This is a genomic window from Pararhizobium sp. LjRoot238 (assembly GCF_964252955.1).
Taxonomy (GTDB): domain Bacteria; phylum Pseudomonadota; class Alphaproteobacteria; order Rhizobiales; family Rhizobiaceae; genus Pararhizobium.
On sequence record NZ_CAXUPP020000001.1, the window covers coordinates 2,004,202 to 2,021,971 of the forward strand.

The following is a 17,770-nucleotide window of genomic DNA, read 5'->3' on the forward strand; positions in this document are numbered from 1 at the left end:
CCTCTTATACGGCAAGGCCGGCCCTGCGGTTTCATGCCGTTCTTAAAAAGAAAAACCGGCCCGGGAAAGCCCGGACCGGCGTTGGACTAGAGACATATTGTCTTACTTGGCGGGGATCTTTAGTTCCTTGCCGATTTCCAGTCTTTCCGGAACCGGATTGCCGTTGGCTGCGGCGATCGTTTTCCAGAGTTCGCCGTTGCCGTAGATGGCCTTGGCCAGGCCCCAGAGCGTATCGCCCTTGGCAATGACGTGCTTGGTCTCTACCGCCGCTGCGGTTTCTGCTGCCGGCTTGGTTTCCGTCTTGGTCTCGGCCGGCTTCGCGTCGGGGGTCACGGTCTTTGCGGCCGTGTCGGTGCTTGTCTGCGCCGAGGGCTGGGTCTCGGTCGCAGCGGCGATTTCGGTGATGCGGCCGTCGGTCATCGGCTTGTAGGGATTGTGCGCCGCGAGGTAGTCGGCGAGAACCGTCTCGAGGCCCGGACCGTAGTCATAGGCGTTTTCGGCCTTGGTCTTGAAGACACTATAACCGTCGCCGCCATTGCGCATGTAGTTGTTGGAGACGACATTGTAGGTCTTGGCCGGATCAAGCGGAACGAAGCCTTCGCCCTCCTTGACCTCGACGTTCGAAATGCGGCTGCCGACGGGCTTGGATTTGTCGAAGGAGAACTTCAGGCCGGCCACCTGCGGGAAGCGGCCGCCGCCTTCCTCGATCTGGCTCAGGCCGTTTTCAAGTGCTGCCGTGATGTCGGCACCCTTGATCTGGAACGTCGCAACCGTGTTCTGGAACGGCAGGACGGTGATCGCTTCGCCCATCGAGACGTCGCCGGCGTCGATCGAGGCTCTGAGACCGCCGCCATTGGTGATGGCGATGGTCACGCCCTGGCCCTTGACGCGGTCAAGCATGGCGTCGGTCACGAGGTCGCCCATCTGGCATTCGCGGGCGCGGCAGGTTTCGCGGCTTCCATCGATCGGCGCGTCGGTCTTGCCGATGATCTTGGTCCTCAACTCATCGATCGGCTTGGCCAGTTCCTTGATGCGGGCGAGGATCGTTTCGTCCGGCTTGATCTTGGAATCGATCAGGATCGGATCGCCCTTGGCCGACTTGACCACGCCACTGTCGTCGAAGGTGACGGCGAGATCACCGAGATACTTGCTGTAGGACCCGGCCTGAACGACCGGTACCTTGTAGCCGCCGGGATTGTCGACCATCGTCGGGTATGGGCCCTCGGCCTTCTCGTCGGTGTTGGACAACAGGCTGTGCGAGTGACCGCCGACGACCACGTCGACATCGGGGATTTTTGCGATCACGGCGAGATCGCGCGGATAGCCGACATGGGTGAGCGCGATGATCTTGTCGACGCCCTGCTTCTTCAACTCCTGGACCGCCGTCGTGATCGTATCGACGTCGATCCCGATCAGCACATTGTCGCCCGGCGAGGAGATTTCGGCCGTATCGTTGGCCACCGCGCCGACGATGCCGACCTTTTGGCCGCCGACATCAAGCACCAGCGAGGGCTTGATGCGATCGATGAGCTTCGACTTGTAGCCGGCCAGCACGTTGGAGGAGAGAACCGGGAAGGTGACCTTGTCGAGGAAGGTCGCCAGCCCGTCTTCGCCTTCATCGAACTCATGGTTGCCGACGGTCATGGCGTCGAACTTCATCAGGTTGAGGAATTCGGCTTCGGCCGCACCCTTGTAGGTTGTGAAGAACAGCGAGCCCTGGAAGTTGTCGCCGGCGTTCAGCAAGAGAACGTTTTTGCCGCTCAATTCCTGGCGCGTCTGGTCGATCGCCACCTTCAGACGGGCAGCGCCGCCGAAGCATTCGTTCTTTCCCTCTTCCTCTGCAGTGCAGGTGGAGTCGTACTTGTTGATCGATTCGATGCGGGAGTGGAAATCGTTGATGTGCAGGATGTTCAATTCATAATCGGCGAAGGCGGCACTGGTTGAAAGCGCAAGGATCGAGGCCGTCATCAGCCCGGTTCGCAAATGTCTGATCATGTATGTCTCCTGGTTTGGCGGGTTAGGCAGCGCAGCGGATTAGACCACAGTTGCGATTGTTCCGTGACAGCCATATCGGCCGTGATGGTTTCACCAGACGCCGCAGACATCAAGTCGCAAAATCAACTCTTTGCAACCATTTTGCGGCAAGGTTAAAAACCAGGGGTTTAAAACAAAAAGCCTCCACAGAGGGAGGCTTCAGACTGTAGCGAGCCAGCTCAGCTCCTGCGGATAAGCGTGAACTGCGCGCCGGAATCCGTGGTGCAGTTGAGCTGCGTCTGGCTGACCATGGCGCAGTTGACCTTGGACTGGGTGTTGCGGACCATCGAGGTCATGTTGATTTCGACCAGCTTGGGCGAGAGATTGACGTAGTTGCCGGAGGCCAGAACCTGATTGGTATCGGTGGTGCGTGTCGTGAAGGTTCCACCCGCGAAGGTCGAGACGATGCCGTTCGGATCGGCCCATGAGCCTTCGACGCCAGCCGGTGCCTGAGCGGGCGGCAGTTCGCGCACTTCGCGCGGGCCCATGCAGGAGGCCAGCGCTGCTGCTGCGGACAGAAGGGTCAGGATGGCGATCGGCTTCATATATATATATCTCCCGGATGCTGCGCGGAAAGCTGTCTTTCAGTTGAAAAAACCATGCCGTGATCAGGAGTTGAATGCAAGAGTGGGGCACGAGCACGGCGGGATTATTCGGCGGTCAACGAAAAACGCCCGGGGATCGTTCCCCGGGTGTTGAATTTTGAAGCTTAATCAGCCGGTTCAGCGAAACAGGATGTTCTTGAACTGCCAGGGATCCTTCGTGTCGAGTTCTTCCGGGAACAGGCCCGGACGGCCGTCGAGCGGGGTCCAGTCGGTGTAGTGGCCTTCAACCGGGCCGAGATAGGGCATCTGCACTTCGAGGCAGCGCTTGTAGTCGATCTCGTCGGCTTCGACGATGCCGGCTTGCGGGTTTTCCAGCGCCCAGACCATGCCGGCGAGCACGGCGGAGGTTACCTGCAGGCCGGTCGCGTTCTGGTAGGGGGCGATGCGGCGGGTTTCTTCCAGCGACAGGCGCGAACCGTACCAGTAGGCGTTCTTGTCGTGGCCGTAGAGCAGCACGCCGAGTTCGTCGATACCGTCCTCAAGCTCGTTCTCGTCGAGCACGTGATGGATCGGTTGGGCGTTGCCGCCGTTGCCGAACATTTCGTGCAGCGACAGCACGGCGTCGTTGGCCGGGTGGTAGGCATAGTGGCAGGTCGGACGGAAGGTCACGTCGCCGTCCTTGCCGCGAACGGTGAAGTAGTCGGCGATCGAGACGGATTCGTTGTGGGTGACGAGGAAGCCGTACTGCGGACCGGGCGTCGGGCACCAGGTGCGAACGCGGGTGTTCGCGCCCGGCTGTTCGAGATAGATGGCCGCTTGGCAGCCCTTCTTGTGCTTTTTGGCGTTCTTTGGCATCCAGTTTTCGTGGGTGCCCCAGCCGAGTTCGGCAGGCTGCAGGCCTTCGGAAATGAAGCCTTCGACCGACCAGGTGTTCCAGAAGACGTTGAGCGGCTTCGGCTTCTTGGTGAGCTGCGTGTCGCGCTCGGCGATGTGAATGCCCTTGACGCCGACCTTCTTCATCAGCTTGGCCCAGCCCTCGCGATCATGCTGATCCGGCTCATCAAACTTCACGTCGAGATCGTTGGCGAGATTGACCAGCGCCTGCTTGACGAACCAGGAAACCATGCCCGGATTGGCGCCGCAGGTGGAAACGGCGGTCGCGCCGCCCGGGGTCTTCGCCTTTTCCTTGCGCATGGTTTCGCGCAGCGCATAGTTGGTGCGGTCGGCGTTGCTCATGGTCTTGTCGAAATAGAAGCCGAGCCAGGGCTCGACGACCGTGTCGATGTAGAGAACGTCGAGCTTGCGGCAGAGCTTCATCAGGTCGACCGACCCAGTGTCGACGGAAAGATTGACGCAGAAACCCTGGCCGCCGCCTTCGGTCAGAAGCGGCTTCAGGAGCTCCTTGTAGTTGTCCTTGGTGACATGCGACTTGATATGCCTGACGCCGTGCTTTGCCATAATTTCGGTGTGGTCTGCGTCGTCGCGCGGGTCGATGACAACCATCCGGCTCTTGTCGAATTTGAAGTGGCGCTCGATCAGGGGCAGGGTGCCGCGGCCGATGGAGCCGAAGCCGATCATCACGATCGGCCCGGTGATTTCGCCGTAAACCGGGTGGGTTGTTTCTGTCATTTTGCTTTCTCTCCTGGACGGGTTCTTTTGACTGTTTAACGGGCGGATTTCGCACTGTCATGCCTCGAATGGCCCTAGAGCATAGATTTCTGTCACAATAAAGGGCCGGAAAGCGCGCGCGGGCGAGATCTCGAAGCGGCCAGCATGAGTTGCGGGTTGGCCGCGCGACGCCGATCGCAGCTATTGCGCAATTTCAGGGACCTCATGTGATTGAAGGAGAATAAAGAGCGCCAATTCAACGCGCTACGCGTTTGGCGCCTTCTGGTGGCACAGGATGCTGCAGGCGCTGCTGCACATTCACGTTTTCACGCCCGGGCCAACCGGGACCGCTTCCCAGTTCTGGCCGGCAAAGACCACGCAGCTACGACCGCTGACGTTGGTCACCAGCATGGTCCAGCTGCCGCTCTCGGAGGCGTAGACCTCAAGAATGGCGGTCTCGTTGATAAGGCCGACGGCAAGCAGCGTCTCGGAATAGTGCGAGCCGAGGAATTCCACAATCTTGGAATGTTCGGCGCAATTGAGCACCGGCTGTGCCGCTGCCGGATGCGCTATCACCGCAAGCGCCATAAGAGCGGCCCCGGTGAGGATGCGGATCAGATTGCGTGCCATGACGCACCTCCTTTCGCCGGTAATCTGGCGGAAAAGGAGATTGGTTTGACCTGTCCTGCCGGGCCGGCAATTCTATGGTCGGAACCTAACGCGACACGCGTAGATGGTGCCGCCACGCATGCATTATGGCAGAAATTTCATTATTTTTCAAAATATTATTGGGGACCGCCAGGCGGTCGACATCGGACGTTCCGCGTGCGCGGCAATCGTATGTGGCGATCAACGACCGCTACCGCGGTTTTGCGACTTGATCCGGATGGGCGCGCGCAAATGCCGGAAGACGCTCGCATTCCTCCGCGATCGCTGCGGCACGCGGGCAGGCGGAAAGATCGACGGCCCACCGGCGGGCATTGTAGATTTGCGGCACGAGGCAGAGATCGGCCATCGTTGGTTGGTCGCCGTGGCAGAATTCGCCGGTTTCGGAGTTGTTCAGCAACCGCTCGAAGGCACCCAGACCCTCGCCGATGAATTTGCGCATCCATGCCGATCGCGCCGTATCCGGGTCTTGCGATTGCTGCATGATATGGAAAACGACGCCGAGATTGCAGATCGGATGGATATCCATGGCAATCGCATAGGACAGCGCCCTGACGCGCTGGCGTCCAGGAGGGGCTGTGGGGAGCAGGCTGGAGCCGGGCCGCGTCTCTGAAAGATATTCAATGATCGCCAGTGACTGGGTGAGCATTTGCCCATCGATCGAAAGCGCGGGAACCAGGCCTTGAGGATTGCGTGCGAGGTGCTCTGCCTGCTTGTGTTCTCCGGCCAAAAGATCGACAGATACGGACCTGTAGGGGATCGCCAGCAGGTTGAGCGCGATCCGCACCCGGTAGCTGGCCGACGAGCGCCAGTAGTCGAACAGTATCGTATCGCTCATGACGATGCCCTCAGCGCTTTTGGTCCTTCGTGACGGTCTGTTCGATTGCCCCGAAAATCGAATGTCCGGCCGTGTCCTTCATCTCGATGCGGACGCTATCGCCGAACCGCATGAACGGCGTGACGGCAGTGCCGGTCTCAATGGTTTCGATCATCCGGATTTCGGCGATGCAGGAATAGCCGACACCACCTTCCGAGACCGGCTTGCCCGGCCCGCCGTCCAGTTTGTTGGATACGGTGCCCGACCCGATGATGGCGCCGGCTGAGAGCGGCCGGGTCTTGGCTGCATGGGCGATGAGCTGGCCGAAATCGAAGGTCATGTCGATGCCGGCATTGGCGCGGCCGAAGGGCTTGCCGTTGAGATCAACAAGAAGCGGCAGGTGCAGCTTGACGCCGTCCCAGGCGCCGCCAAGTTCATCCGGTGTAACGGCAACCGGCGAGAAGGCCGAGGAGGGTTTCGACTGGAAAAAGCCGAACCCCTTTATGAGTTCCGCCGGAATCAGTCCGCGCAGGGAGACGTCGTTGACGAGCATGACGAGGCGGATGGCGGCGCGGGCTTCGTCGATCGTCGCCCCCATCGGCACATCGTCGACGATCACGGCGATCTCTGCCTCCATGTCGATGCCGTAGGATTCGTCGGTCATGACAATCGGGTCGCGGGGGCCAAGGAACGAGTCCGAGCCGCCCTGATACATCAATGGATCGGTCCAGAACGTCGCCGGCATCTCGGCGTTGCGGGCCTTGCGGACCAGCTCGACGTGATTGACATAGGCCGAACCGTCCGCCCATTGATAGGCACGCGGCAGCGGCGAGGCGGTGTCGTGCTCATGAAACCGCGTGGATGGCTGCGCGCCGGTCTCCAGCCCTTCTGCGACCGCGGCCAGGCGCGGCGCCACATACTCCCAGTCGTCCAATGCCGCCTGCAGCGTGCGGGCGATGTGGCCGACCTCGGAGCAGCGGGTCAGGTCGCGGGAGACGACGACCAGCCGGCCGTCCCGGGTGCTATCCTTGAGGGTTGCAAGTTTCATGGTTTTGAATTCCGTTTTTGAATGATCGGTTCTGCTCGTCCGCTACCCAGAAGGGGCGTCACTTGATGCCGGGCGTGCCGTCGAACCTGCGCTCCAGCCCGTCCCAGCATTCGAGATAGTCGTCCTGCCGTGTTTCGAGCTCGGCTGCGTAGCGCGTCAGCTGCTGCGGGTAGCGGGTCTCGAACATGAAGGCCATGGTGTGGTCGAGTTTGACCGGCTTGAGTTCGACATTGGACGCCTTTTCGAAGCCCATCGAATCCGGGCCATGTGGCAGCATCATATTGTGCAGGCTGATGCCGCCAGGCACGAAGCCCTCTTCCTTGGCGTCGTATTGTCCGTGGATCAGGCCCATGAACTCGCTCATGATGTTGCGGTGGTACCAGGGCGGGCGGAAGGTGTGTTCGGCCACCAGCCAGCGCGGCGGGAAGATGACGAAATCGACGTTGGCGGTTCCCGATTCCTCTGTCGGCGCCGTCAGCACCGTGAAGATCGACGGGTCCGGATGGTCAAACAGGATAGCGCCGACTGGCGAGAAGGTCCTGAGGTCGTATTTGAACGGCGCGTAGTTGCCGTGCCAGGCCACCACATCGAGCGGTGAATGGCCGATCTCGGTGACGTAGAACTTGCCGCACCATTTCACATGCACGCGGCAGGGCGTTTCCTTGTCCTCGTAGGCGGCGACCGGCGTCTTGAAGTCGCGCGGGTTGGCGAGGCAATTGGCACCGATCGGGCCGCGATCCGGCAGCGTGAACTTGGCGCCGTAGTTTTCGCAGATATAGCCGCGCCATTCGGAACCGTCGCCGAGGCGCGTGACCTTGAACATCATGCCGCGCGGTATGAGGCAGATCTCGGCGGGCTCGACATCGATGACGCCCATTTCGGTAAAGACGCGGAGGGTGCCGAGCTGCGGCACGACCAGCAGCTCGCCATCGGCATTGAAGAAGTAGTCGTCGACCATGTCGTCGTTGAAGACATAGGCATGCGCCGCCATGCCGACCTGGGTCATGACATCGCCTGCTGCCGTCATCGTGCGGATGCCGGCGAGGAAGTTGAGTTTTTCAGATGGCGCCGGGATCGGGCTCCAGCGGAGCTGGCCGAGCGGCAGGGAATGATCGTCCAGGCACGGGGCCGATTTCCAGAGAGGGTAGCTGGCATTGGAGAAGCGGCGCGTGTGGCGCACGCTTGGGCGGATGCGATAGAGCCAGGAGCGCTCGTTGGTGCCGCGGGGGGCCGTGAAGGGGGAACCCGAGAGCTGCTCGGCATAAAGCCCGTAATTGCATTTCTGCGGACTGTTCTGGCCCTGCGGCAATGCTCCTGGAAGAGATTCCGTCTCGAAGTCGTTGCCGAAGCCCGGCATGTATTGCGGACTGTTCGCCACCGCGTCGACAGCGGTGTTTCGGGTTTTCTCCAGCATGGCTTGCACCTCCTCCACGGATATGGTTACAAATGTAACTGTCTATTTTGTAACTATCAAGGAAGCCATGGACGTCGACGAGTTCGATCTCGAGCAGTTTCTGCCGTTCCGTCTCAACCGCGCGGCCGAATTCATCGCCCTGCGCTTCGCCGCCGCCTACAAGGCCGAGTATGGCCTGACGCGGCCGGAGTGGCGGACACTGGCGGCACTGGGAAGCTCCGGGCGCATGACGGCGACCGAGGTCGGTGTTCATTCGACGATGCACAAGACCAAGGTCAGCCGCGCCGTCTTCGCATTGGAGGAGCGCCGGTGGCTGAAGCGCACCCAGGACGATGGCGACCGTCGCGCCGAACATCTGGAGCTGACGCCGGCAGGAGTCAGGGCCTACAAGGAATTGACCAGGCTTGCGAGCGATTATTCTTCGGAGCTGGCATCGTTGCTGGGACCGGATGGCCTTGAGGCGCTTTCATCCGGATTGGCCGCCGTTGAAAACGCCATGGCGAAACGGCGCCGTTGATGCTCGCCGCTTACGGCTTGCCACGCAGGCGAACCGGCAACCCCTGAAAGTCCTTCAACGTCGCCAGCACGATCGAGGTCTTTACATGCTGCACGCTGTCATGCGGCAGGAGCACGTCGTTGACGAAGTGCGATAGCCCGGCCAGGTCATAGGTCACGACCTTGAGGTGATAGTCCATTTCGCCGGTCAGCGCGTAGCATTCCAGCACCTCCGGCAGATCGGCGATCAGGGCGGCGAAACGCTTGGCATTGTCGCGGTTGTGGGTCGCAAGGGTGACGGCGATCACGACCATGAGATCGAGCCCCAGCCTGCCGCGATCGAGCACGGCGCGGTAGCCATGAATGAAGCCTTCCGCCTCCAGCCGCGCCCTGCGGCGCGAACATTGCGACGGCGAAAGGGCGATCAATTCCGACAGTTCGTTGTTGGTCAGGCGGCCGTCGCCCTGCAATTCGGCAAGGATCTTCAGGTCGTATCCATCCATTTGTTCCATTCGTGCATACTCCCGTCAATTTACGCACATATCGTGCATTGTTTTGGCTGTTACGCGCAAGAATGCAAGCACAATGCATGGGATTTGCGTCATCATGGGCATACAATGGAGTTCAGAGGAGAGAACCATGGGACCCTTCCCGCATGATGCACCCCCGTCCGGCATCACCACTGAAAACCCGGCCGGTACGGACGGTTTCGAGTTTGTCGAGTTCTCCCATCCCGAGCCGGAAAAGCTGAGAGAACTGTTTGCCCGCATGGGCTACAGCTGCGTTGCCAAGCACCGCACCAAGGATATCACCGTCTGGCGCCAGGGCGATATCAACTATCTGCTCAATGCCGAACCCGGCAGCCATGCCATGCGCTTCGTCGCCGATCACGGCCCCTGCGCGCCGTCCATGGCTTGGCGCGTCGTCGATGCCAAGCACGCTTTCGAGCACGCCGTGTCGAAGGGTGCTACGCCCCATGAAGGCAAGGACAAGGCGCTTGACGTTCCTGCCATCGTCGGCATCGGCGGGTCGCTGCTCTATTTCATCGAGACTTACGGCAAGAAGGGCTCGCCCTATGAGGCCGAGTTCGAATGGCTCGGCGAGCGCGATCCGAAGCCGGAAGGCGTCGGCTTCTATTATCTCGATCACCTGACCCACAATGTCTATCGCGGCAACATGGACAAGTGGTGGGATTTCTACCGCGAGCTCTTCGGTTTCAAGCAGATCCACTTCTTCAACATCGACGGCCGCATCACGGGTCTGACGAGTCGGGCGATCACCTCGCCCTGCGGCAAGATCCGCATTCCGCTGAACGAATCCAAGGACGATACCAGCCAGATCGAGGAATATTTGCGCAAGTACAAGGGCGAGGGCATCCAGCACATCGCCGTCGGAACGGAGGGCATCTACGATGCGACCGACAAACTCGCAGCAAACGGCCTGAAATTCATGCCGGGTCCGCCGGATACCTATTACGAACTCTCGCATGACCGCGTGCACGGGCACGACGAACCGATCGAGCGGATGAAGCAGCACGGCATCCTGATCGACGGCGAAGGTGTGGTCGATGGCGGCACGACCCGCATCCTTTTGCAGATCTTCTCGAAGACGGTGATCGGGCCGATTTTCTTCGAATTCATCCAGCGCAAGGGCGACGAAGGGTTCGGCGAGGGCAACTTCCGCGCTTTGTTCGAATCGATCGAGGCCGACCAGATCCGGCGCGGCGTGTTGCATCCCACGGCTGCCTGATAAGCGAAAAAGCTCTTTCGACGACCATGCCCCGCCGGTTTTTGCCGGTGGGGCTTCTTGCTTGACGCTTCCGGACTGGCTGCTTCGAAGCAGCGCCGAACCGTTATACGCGCAAAAATTGTTGTAAGCCTGTTGATTCCCTTTTTACGTTCGTTCTTTTCGGACACAATGTCACGGTTCACTATACTTGCCGGGTCTGCACTACTCGTCATATTTCGCGATGGTGCGGCGTTGCGTCCGCCCTACAATGAATGCCGCGATACGGAATCGGTGAGATGGATGATATAGCGGCCAGCCTGGCGTCATTGAGAGACGACACTGAAGTCCTCATCGCGCTCTACGATCACGACGATCGCCTGCGTTATGCCAACCGGGCCTTCCGCTCGACCTTCCATCTCGAAGACGACGAGACGCCACTCTGGCCGGATCTGATGCGGCGCAATCATGCTCTCGGCCGCGGCACCGTCATCAGCGTGCGCGACTTCGAGGCCTGGGTGGTCTCGGCCCAGTCGCGGCGCGGCAAGGTGCCGTTCAGGGCCTTCGAGACGGATGTGGTCGGCGGCCGCTGGCTGTGGATGACCGAGACCGTCGATCGAAACGGCTGGATGCTGTGTATTGCAAGCGACATCACCCATCTGCGCCCGGACGAGCGCGCGCTGCGGCAGGACCGTGACTTCGCCCTGAAAGCATCCCAGACCGACGAGCTGACCGGCATTTCGAACCGGCGTTATATGATGTCGAAGCTTGAGGAGCTGGTAAGGAGTGAGCCTGCCTCGGGCCCTGCCAGCGGTTGCATCTGTATTCTCGATATCGATTTTTTCAAGGGCATCAACGACCGGTACGGCCATCAGACGGGGGATGACATTCTTCTCGATTTCGCCCGGCGAGTGCATCCGCTCGTCCGGCGGCACGATTGCTTCGGACGCATCGGCGGCGAGGAATTCATGCTGATTTTTCCGCAGACAACATTGCCGGAAGGCCGGAAGATCGTTGACCGGGTGCTGGACAACATAAGAACCGCACGCCCCTTGGCGGCGGTGCCGCAGTTTTTTTACACCTGCTCTGCGGGCATTGCCGTCCTGGAGCGGGGCGATACCGCAAGGTCGATCTATTCGCGCGCCGATGCGGCGCTTTACGAGGCCAAGAATTCCGGCCGGGACAGGATCGCGGTCAGCCTACGTTGAGTTATTCCTTCAATGCCTCCAAACCGGGCGCGGTCATCGTTGCGGTGAAATCGGTCACACTATAGTCCGCAATTCCGTGGATGCTGAACGGATCTGATGCGACAGCCGCATCGATTTGCGAGCGGTCGCCACGCGCGAGGATGACGCCGCCGTTGCGCGGGTTCTTTCTTCCCGACGCGAGAAACAGTCCTGCTTCATAGCCAGCCTTCAGCCAGGCAACGTGCGCTTCCAAATGGCGATCGACCTCGGTGAGCTCGACCTTGTAGGTCAGTGACAGAATGAACATCCTAATCTTCCTCTATGAGTTTGGCCCTGATCAGGCCACGCAATGAGTTGCCCACATAGAGCGCGCCGCCTCGCAGGTCGCCAAGCATCAGGCGTTGCACGCGGGCGCGGCGGGCGCAGATCAATTCGGTCCGCAGCACGCCGGAAAGCAGCCCGCAGGAAATCGGCGGCGTTTTCAGGACGCCTGACCCGTCATCGAGGAAGAGCGAGGTAATCGTGCCCTCGCAGGGCTCGCCCTTCTCGTTGAGCAGCAACACTTCGTCGGCATCGGCGGTCGGATATTCGCTCCGCGCCGCCTCGTAGACGTCACGCCGGGTGGTCTTGTGGCGGAGGAGCTTGTCGGCGGAATCGAGGCGGGTCGAGGCGATCGCGACCCGCCAGATGGTGCCCTCGGGAAGAGGCGTGAAAGGCGCGGTGGTGACGACGATCTCGCCGGAGGGGCTCAGCGTCAGGCGGATGCGGAGGGGCGATGGCGACCGGTTTGCTGCCGTGTGTGCGGCATTACCCCCCTCTGCCCTGTCGGGCATCTCCCCCTCAAGGGGGGAGATCGCTGGTGGCGCGATCTCATTGCTCATCGACCCCTGGGCTTGTGGTAGCGAGGAATGATCTCCCCCCTCGTGGGGGAGATGTCCCGAAGGGACGGAGGGGGGTGAAGCTTCCGCAATCGCTTCTGCTAGACGTTGTTCCGCCTGTTCCGCCCCCGCAAACCCCAGCCGCCCGGCCGAGCGTTTCAATCGTGCCAGATGCAGTCGCAGCCGGACGATGCCGGTACTCGGTTCCCATCGCATCGTCTCGATCAGGGAAAAATCGGTCATCGTTCGATCCAGGCGTCGCCGACGGCGAAGCGGGCTTTCAGGAGGCATTCTTCATATTCCGCTTCGGCGGTCGAATCGAAGACGATGCCGCCGCCGACATTGAAGATGGCCTCGCCATTGGGAAAGAGAGACAAGGTGCGGATGGCCACATTGAAACGCATGGTGCCATCCGGCGCGATAAAGCCGATCGAGCCGCAATAGGCGTCGCGCGGGCCGGCCTCCAGATCATGCAGGATTTCCATCGCCCGCATTTTTGGCGCGCCGGTGACGGAGCCGCAGGGGAAAAGCGCCTCGAAGATTTGGGTGATGCCGGTGTCGGGCAGCAGTTTTGCCCGGACGTGGCTCACCATCTGGTGCACGGTCGGATAGGTCTCGACGTCGAACAGGCGCGGGACTTCCAGTGTGCCGACCTCGGTGATGCGGGAGATGTCGTTGCGCAGCAGATCGACGATCATCCGGTTCTCCGCCTGGGACTTCGGATCGGCCTGCATCTCGCGGATGATCTCTTCGTCCTCCACAGCCGTCGCGCCGCGGCGGGCGGTGCCCTTCATCGGATGCGTTTCGATCCAACGTTCCTTGCCGACCTTGAAGAAGAGTTCCGGCGAGCGTGACAGCAGGATCGGACCATCGAGCGAAACGAGCGCGCCGTATTTCACCGGCTGCCGCTCGATCAGCGACCAGAAGGCGGCGAGCGGATCGCCGTTCCAGCGGGCAGTGACCGGCATGGTGAGGTTCGCCTGGTAACAATCGCCCTGCCGCAAATGCTGGTGAAGGCGGTCGAAGCGCTGCCTGTAGGCGCCGAAGTTCCAGCTTGCGCGAGGCTCGGTGATGAACGGCTCGTTCTCGATACGGCGCCGGGGTTGCGAAAGGGAATGCGCTTCTGAAGGTCGGTCGAAGACACCGAAAGACATCAGCGGCGTGCGGCGGTTCTCCTCGGCGAAAGGGGCGAGCTTCTTTTCGAAGAGATGTCCCGCCTCGTAGCTCATGAAGCCGGCAAGCCACTTTCCGGCCCTGTGTGCGGCTTCCATGTCCGCCAGCCCGCGCCAGAACTCCGCTTTCGTCCGTGCCGTGATGACATGCGACGGCCCAGCGAAGACGGTCGTCCTGTCGTCGCTGTCGTCCCGGAAAAGGACATAGGGGCCGATGTCGGTCATGCTGCTCACGTCGATGTCCGCATGGATCCTGGGGGCAGGCCCGAGGATGACGGAAAATAGGGGTGTCCACTGAATGCCAGTATCAGTTTTTTCGCTAGCCAAGCCTCCGGATCGTCATCCTCGGGCCTGACCCGAGCATCCATACCGTGACCTGCGAAACTCGCTTCCATCCTGCACCCGCCAGAGAATTACGCCTGTCTATCAAGCGCCTCGAGTTCGCCGATCAGCCCCTCCAGCATCGACAGGCCCTGTGCCCAGAACGACGGATCGGTGGCATCGAGGCCGAAGGGAGCGAGCAGTTCCGAATGATGCTTGGTGCCGCCGGCTTTCAAGAGCTCGAAATACTTCTGCTGGAAGCCGGTTTCGGCCTTCTGGTAGACTGCATAGAGCGAGTTCACCAGGCAATCGCCGAAGGCATAGGCGTAGACGTAGAACGGTGAATGGATGAAGTGGGGGATATAGGCCCAGTAGGTCTCGTAGCCCTCGGAAATCCGGATCGCCGGCCCGAGGCTTTCCGTCTGAACTGAGAGCCAGAGCTCACCGATGTCGTCGGCGGTCAATTCGCCCTGTTTGCGGGCCGTGTGGACCTTGCGCTCGAATTCGTAGAAGGCGATCTGGCGCACGACCGTGTTGATCATGTCCTCGACCTTCTGGGCGAGCATCGCCTTGCGCTCGCGCTTGTCCTTGGTCTTGTCGAGAAGGGCGCGGAAGGTCAGCATTTCGCCAAAGACGGAGGCGGTTTCAGCGAGCGTCAACGGCGTCGAAGCCATCAGCGCGCCTTGAACGCCGGCGAGAACCTGATGCACGCCGTGCCCGAGTTCATGGGCAAGCGTCATCACGTCCCGCGGCTTGCCCATGTAGTTGACCAGCACATACGGATGCGCGGAGGGCACTGTCGGATGCGCGAAGGCGCCCGGCGCCTTGCCCGGGCGCACCGGCGCATCGATCCAGCCGCCATCGAAGAAACGCGCGGCGATCGCCGCCATCTCCGGCTCGAAATTGCCATAGGCGGAGAGAACGGTTTCCTTGGCATCAGCCCAGGGAATGAGCGAGGTTGGGGTTTCCGGCAGTGGCGCGTTGCGGTCCCAGAATTCCATCTGTTCCATGCCGAGCCACTTCGCCTTCATCGCATAATAGCGGTGGGACAGGCGCGGATAGGCGTCCTTCACGGCCGCGGCCAGGGCGTCGACCACGTCGCGCTCGACCCGGTTGGCCAGATGGCGGCTGTCGGCGATATCTTTGAAACCGCGCCAGCGATCGGAGATTTCCTTGTCCTTGGCGAGCGTATTGGTGATCAGCGTGAAGGTGCGGATGTTCGCCTTGAAGGTCTTGGTCAACGCCTCCGCTGCTTTTTTCCGGATGGCCGGGTCGGCCTCCTGCAGCATGCTGAGCGCCACTTCGAGCGGCCGGTCCTCGCCATCGATATTGAATGTCAGCGACGCCATGGTCTCGTCGAACAGGCGGTTGAAGGCGCTGGCGCCGGTCATGGATTTTTCGAGGAAGAGCTGCTCCAGCTTGTCGTCGAGCTGATAGGGTTTGTCCATGCGCAGATCGACGATCCACGGCTTGTAGTGTGCGGCCAGTGTATCGCTTTCGAGCGCAGCATCGATGATGGCATCGTCGATCCGGTTCATTTCCAGCGAGAAGAACAGGAGATGGCTCGCCATGTCCGTCAGTTTCGACTGAGCATCGCCGTAAAGCTTGCCGTTGGCCGGATTGGACGTGTCGGAGAAATAGGTGAGGCCGGCAAAGGAGCCGATCTTGCCCATCAGGTCTTCGAGCGCCTCATATTCGCGCACGGCCGCGCCGATGCCCTCGCCACCGGTCCGCGTTGCAGCATCCGCCAGCTTGCCCTTCCATTTTGCTTCGAAAGCCTTCGCTGCGGCCTCGGCCTTCTCCAGGTCGCCGAGATATTCCTGCGACGTTGCCGACGGGTAGAGGTCCTCCAGTTTCCAGGACGGCAGGTCGCCAAGCTGCGCTGCTTCCGCAGCACCAGAAGCGGTGGCATGGGCGATGAGCGAAGATGTCCGGAAAGACGGAAGATGGTGCATGAACGTTCACTCTTTTCAACGGGCGCCGGCCCGGATTTGGGTGGCGAAGCAGAGGGCGGATATGGGGCCATGACCTAACGTCGGCAATGGTTAAAATGCAAGCATTTCTCAAAAGAGGATTTTCAGGCCTTTGTGACACGAATGCTTCTCACGATGCGGCACATGAGGTGTCGTTTTGGTTCCATGTAGAGAGCAGGAGGCCTTCATGACATCCCAAATTCTCGTCATCGACGATGATCCGGTCCAGCGCCGGCTGCTGACGAACATGATCGAACGCCTCGGCCATATCGCCCATTTGGCCGAAAACGGCCGCAGCGGTCTTGAACTGCTGGAACGCAAGCGCGGCCTGATCAGTGTCATCCTGCTCGATCTGATGATGCCGGAAATGAATGGCCATGGGTTCCTCGAAGCGATCGCCGAGCGCGGCATCGATACGCCGGTTATCGTGCAGACGGGGCAGGGCGGCATCGAGACGGTCGTTCTCGCCATGCAGGCCGGCGCCTTCGATTTCGTCGTCAAGCCGGTTTCGCCCGAACGCCTCAACGTTGCGATCACCAACGCGCTGAAGATGGACCACCGCGAAAGCCGCGGCCGCGTGTCGAAGCGGTCGCGCAGCGGTGCCGTCGGTTTTGATGACGTGGTTTCGGCAAGCCCTGCCATGATCCGGGTACTCGATCTCGCGCGCCGGGCCGCGCAGTCGAATATTCCGATCGTGCTTGAAGGTGAATCCGGTGTCGGCAAGGAAATGGTCGCCCGCGCCATCCAGCACGCCAGCGAGCGCGCCAGCAAGCCGTTCGTCACCGTCAATTGCGGTGCCATCCCGCACAATCTGGTCGAAAGCATTTTGTTCGGCCATGAGAAGGGCGCCTTTACCGGCGCCACGGAAAAGCATTCCGGCAAGTTCGCCGATGCCGATGGCGGCACGCTGTTCCTTGACGAGATCGGTGACCTGCCGGTGGAGGTGCAGGTGAAACTGCTGCGCGCGGTTCAGCAGGGCGAGATCGAGACGATCGGCGCGCGCCATCCGCAGAAGGTCAATGTCAGGTTGATTTCCGCCACCAACAAGGACCTGATCAACGAAGTGCGCGAAGGCCGTTTCCGCGAAGACCTGTATTACCGGCTGAACGTCTTCCCCATCGCCATTCCGGCATTGCGCAAGCGCAAGGAAGACATTCCGGTTCTGGTGCGCACCTTTGTCGAGCGTTTTGCGCTGGAACAGCGGCTGGCAACGCCGCTGTCGGTTTCGAGCGGCGCCATGGCATTGCTCACTGCCTATGACTGGCCGGGCAACATCCGCCAGCTGGAGAACGCCATCTTCCGGGCGGTCGTGCTTGCCGAGGGAGCCGAACTGACGGTCAAGGATTTCCCGCAGATCGCCACCCAAATTCCCGGCTACGTCGTTGCCGAAAAATCGGGCTTCACCTGGGAAGAGACCGGGCCTTCCAGAATGCCGGTCGTCGATGCCGATTACCTGCCGTCGGTCTATCCGCATTTCACCGCCGCCGAGAAAGTGGAAGCGCGAAATGCCGGTGCGGATCAGCCGCCCGAAAATGCGATTGCAAGTGTCGATGATGGCGGGAATGTGCGCAAGCTGGCCGAAGTGGAAGAGGAACTGATTCGTTTTGCGCTCAAGTTCTACCGCGGGCAGATGAGCCAAGTGGCCCGAAAACTGGGAATCGGAAGGTCGACATTGTACCGTAAACTTAAGGATTATGGCATTAATCCGGACGATCCGTTCAGTGAAGCCGCATAAAACGAGGGATAACAAAGCGTAACGATCGCTCGTATTTGGCTGTTGTCGTTTAGACCTTGTTAGTGAACCATTCACTATATTATAAGGATAACCGATGACTGTGGCATAATTGCCATGCTGTCACCGCAATTGACAGTCATCTGAGCAGCCAC

General features: G+C 60.6%; 16 protein-coding genes. 4 read left to right on the forward strand and 12 right to left on the reverse strand.

Annotated features, from left to right (window positions below):
• Nucleotides 1-102: 102 nt before the first annotated feature.
• From ACSQ3F_RS09780 to hmgA, 7 genes are all read right to left on the reverse strand, one after another.
• A complete protein-coding gene (locus ACSQ3F_RS09780) occupies nt 103-1,995 on the reverse strand; it encodes a 5'-nucleotidase C-terminal domain-containing protein (RefSeq protein WP_436100042.1) in 1,893 nt (630 codons plus the stop codon).
• A gap of 218 nt (nt 1,996-2,213) precedes the next feature.
• On the reverse strand, nt 2,214-2,579 hold the full coding sequence (gene omp10, locus ACSQ3F_RS09785; protein ID WP_436100043.1) for an outer membrane lipoprotein Omp10: 366 nt from the start codon (nt 2,577-2,579) through the stop codon (nt 2,214-2,216).
• A gap of 177 nt (nt 2,580-2,756) precedes the next feature.
• Nucleotides 2,757-4,208 carry a homospermidine synthase gene (locus ACSQ3F_RS09790; RefSeq protein ID WP_436100044.1) on the reverse strand — a complete coding sequence of 484 codons (1,452 nt, stop codon included), beginning with the start codon at nt 4,206-4,208 and terminating at the stop codon, nt 2,757-2,759.
• Between the two features lie 297 nt (nt 4,209-4,505).
• Nucleotides 4,506-4,817 (reverse strand): hypothetical protein, encoded by a 312-nt coding sequence (locus ACSQ3F_RS09795; RefSeq protein ID WP_436100045.1) that lies wholly within the window; start codon nt 4,815-4,817, stop codon nt 4,506-4,508.
• Between the two features lie 229 nt (nt 4,818-5,046).
• Nucleotides 5,047-5,691, reverse strand: coding sequence for a maleylacetoacetate isomerase (gene maiA, locus ACSQ3F_RS09800; RefSeq protein WP_436100046.1), 645 nt, complete (start codon nt 5,689-5,691; stop codon nt 5,047-5,049).
• A 10-nt stretch (nt 5,692-5,701) separates the two neighbouring features.
• Nucleotides 5,702-6,718 (reverse strand): fumarylacetoacetate hydrolase family protein, encoded by a 1,017-nt coding sequence (locus tag ACSQ3F_RS09805; protein ID WP_436100047.1) that lies wholly within the window; start codon nt 6,716-6,718, stop codon nt 5,702-5,704.
• Between the two features lie 58 nt (nt 6,719-6,776).
• Entirely contained in the window at nt 6,777-8,132 is a 1,356-nt protein-coding gene (gene hmgA, locus ACSQ3F_RS09810) for a homogentisate 1,2-dioxygenase (RefSeq protein ID WP_436100048.1), read from the reverse strand.
• A gap of 67 nt (nt 8,133-8,199) precedes the next feature.
• Between hmgA and ACSQ3F_RS09815 the strand changes: the two genes are divergently transcribed.
• Nucleotides 8,200-8,649 carry a MarR family winged helix-turn-helix transcriptional regulator gene (locus tag ACSQ3F_RS09815; RefSeq protein ID WP_436100049.1) on the forward strand — a complete coding sequence of 150 codons (450 nt, stop codon included), beginning with the start codon at nt 8,200-8,202 and terminating at the stop codon, nt 8,647-8,649.
• 10 nt (nt 8,650-8,659) lie between these two features.
• Here the strand turns inward: ACSQ3F_RS09815 and ACSQ3F_RS09820 are convergent, their stop codons facing one another.
• Nucleotides 8,660-9,139: an Lrp/AsnC family transcriptional regulator gene (locus tag ACSQ3F_RS09820; RefSeq protein WP_436100050.1), complete on the reverse strand. Its 480-nt coding sequence runs from the start codon at nt 9,137-9,139 to the stop codon at nt 8,660-8,662.
• A 127-nt stretch (nt 9,140-9,266) separates the two neighbouring features.
• Between ACSQ3F_RS09820 and hppD the strand changes: the two genes are divergently transcribed.
• The gene (gene hppD, locus ACSQ3F_RS09825; protein ID WP_436100051.1) at nt 9,267-10,376 is read left to right on the forward strand and encodes a 4-hydroxyphenylpyruvate dioxygenase; all 1,110 of its coding nucleotides are present in this window, start codon (nt 9,267-9,269) and stop codon (nt 10,374-10,376) included.
• A gap of 275 nt (nt 10,377-10,651) precedes the next feature.
• Entirely contained in the window at nt 10,652-11,560 is a 909-nt protein-coding gene (locus tag ACSQ3F_RS09830; protein WP_436100052.1) for a GGDEF domain-containing protein, read from the forward strand.
• Between the two features lies 1 nt (nt 11,561).
• Here ACSQ3F_RS09830 and ACSQ3F_RS09835 read toward each other — a convergent pair whose 3' ends face one another.
• From ACSQ3F_RS09835 to ACSQ3F_RS09850, 4 genes are all read right to left on the reverse strand, one after another.
• A complete protein-coding gene (locus tag ACSQ3F_RS09835) occupies nt 11,562-11,846 on the reverse strand; it encodes a YciI family protein (protein WP_436100053.1) in 285 nt (94 codons plus the stop codon).
• A gap of 1 nt (nt 11,847) precedes the next feature.
• A complete protein-coding gene (locus ACSQ3F_RS09840; protein ID WP_436100054.1) occupies nt 11,848-12,660 on the reverse strand; it encodes an aminotransferase class IV family protein in 813 nt (270 codons plus the stop codon).
• Nucleotides 12,657-13,814: an aminodeoxychorismate synthase component I gene (locus ACSQ3F_RS09845; protein ID WP_436102095.1), complete on the reverse strand. Its 1,158-nt coding sequence runs from the start codon at nt 13,812-13,814 to the stop codon at nt 12,657-12,659. Before ACSQ3F_RS09845 ends, ACSQ3F_RS09840 begins: the two co-directional genes overlap by 4 nt.
• Nucleotides 13,815-14,002: 188 nt before the next feature.
• Nucleotides 14,003-15,865 carry a M3 family oligoendopeptidase gene (locus ACSQ3F_RS09850; RefSeq protein WP_436100055.1) on the reverse strand — a complete coding sequence of 621 codons (1,863 nt, stop codon included), beginning with the start codon at nt 15,863-15,865 and terminating at the stop codon, nt 14,003-14,005.
• Nucleotides 15,866-16,070: 205 nt separating this feature from the next.
• Here ACSQ3F_RS09850 and ACSQ3F_RS09855 point away from each other — a divergent pair, with 205 nt between their 5' ends.
• On the forward strand, nt 16,071-17,618 hold the full coding sequence (locus ACSQ3F_RS09855; protein WP_436100056.1) for a sigma-54-dependent transcriptional regulator: 1,548 nt from the start codon (nt 16,071-16,073) through the stop codon (nt 17,616-17,618).
• Nucleotides 17,619-17,770 lie beyond the last annotated feature (152 nt).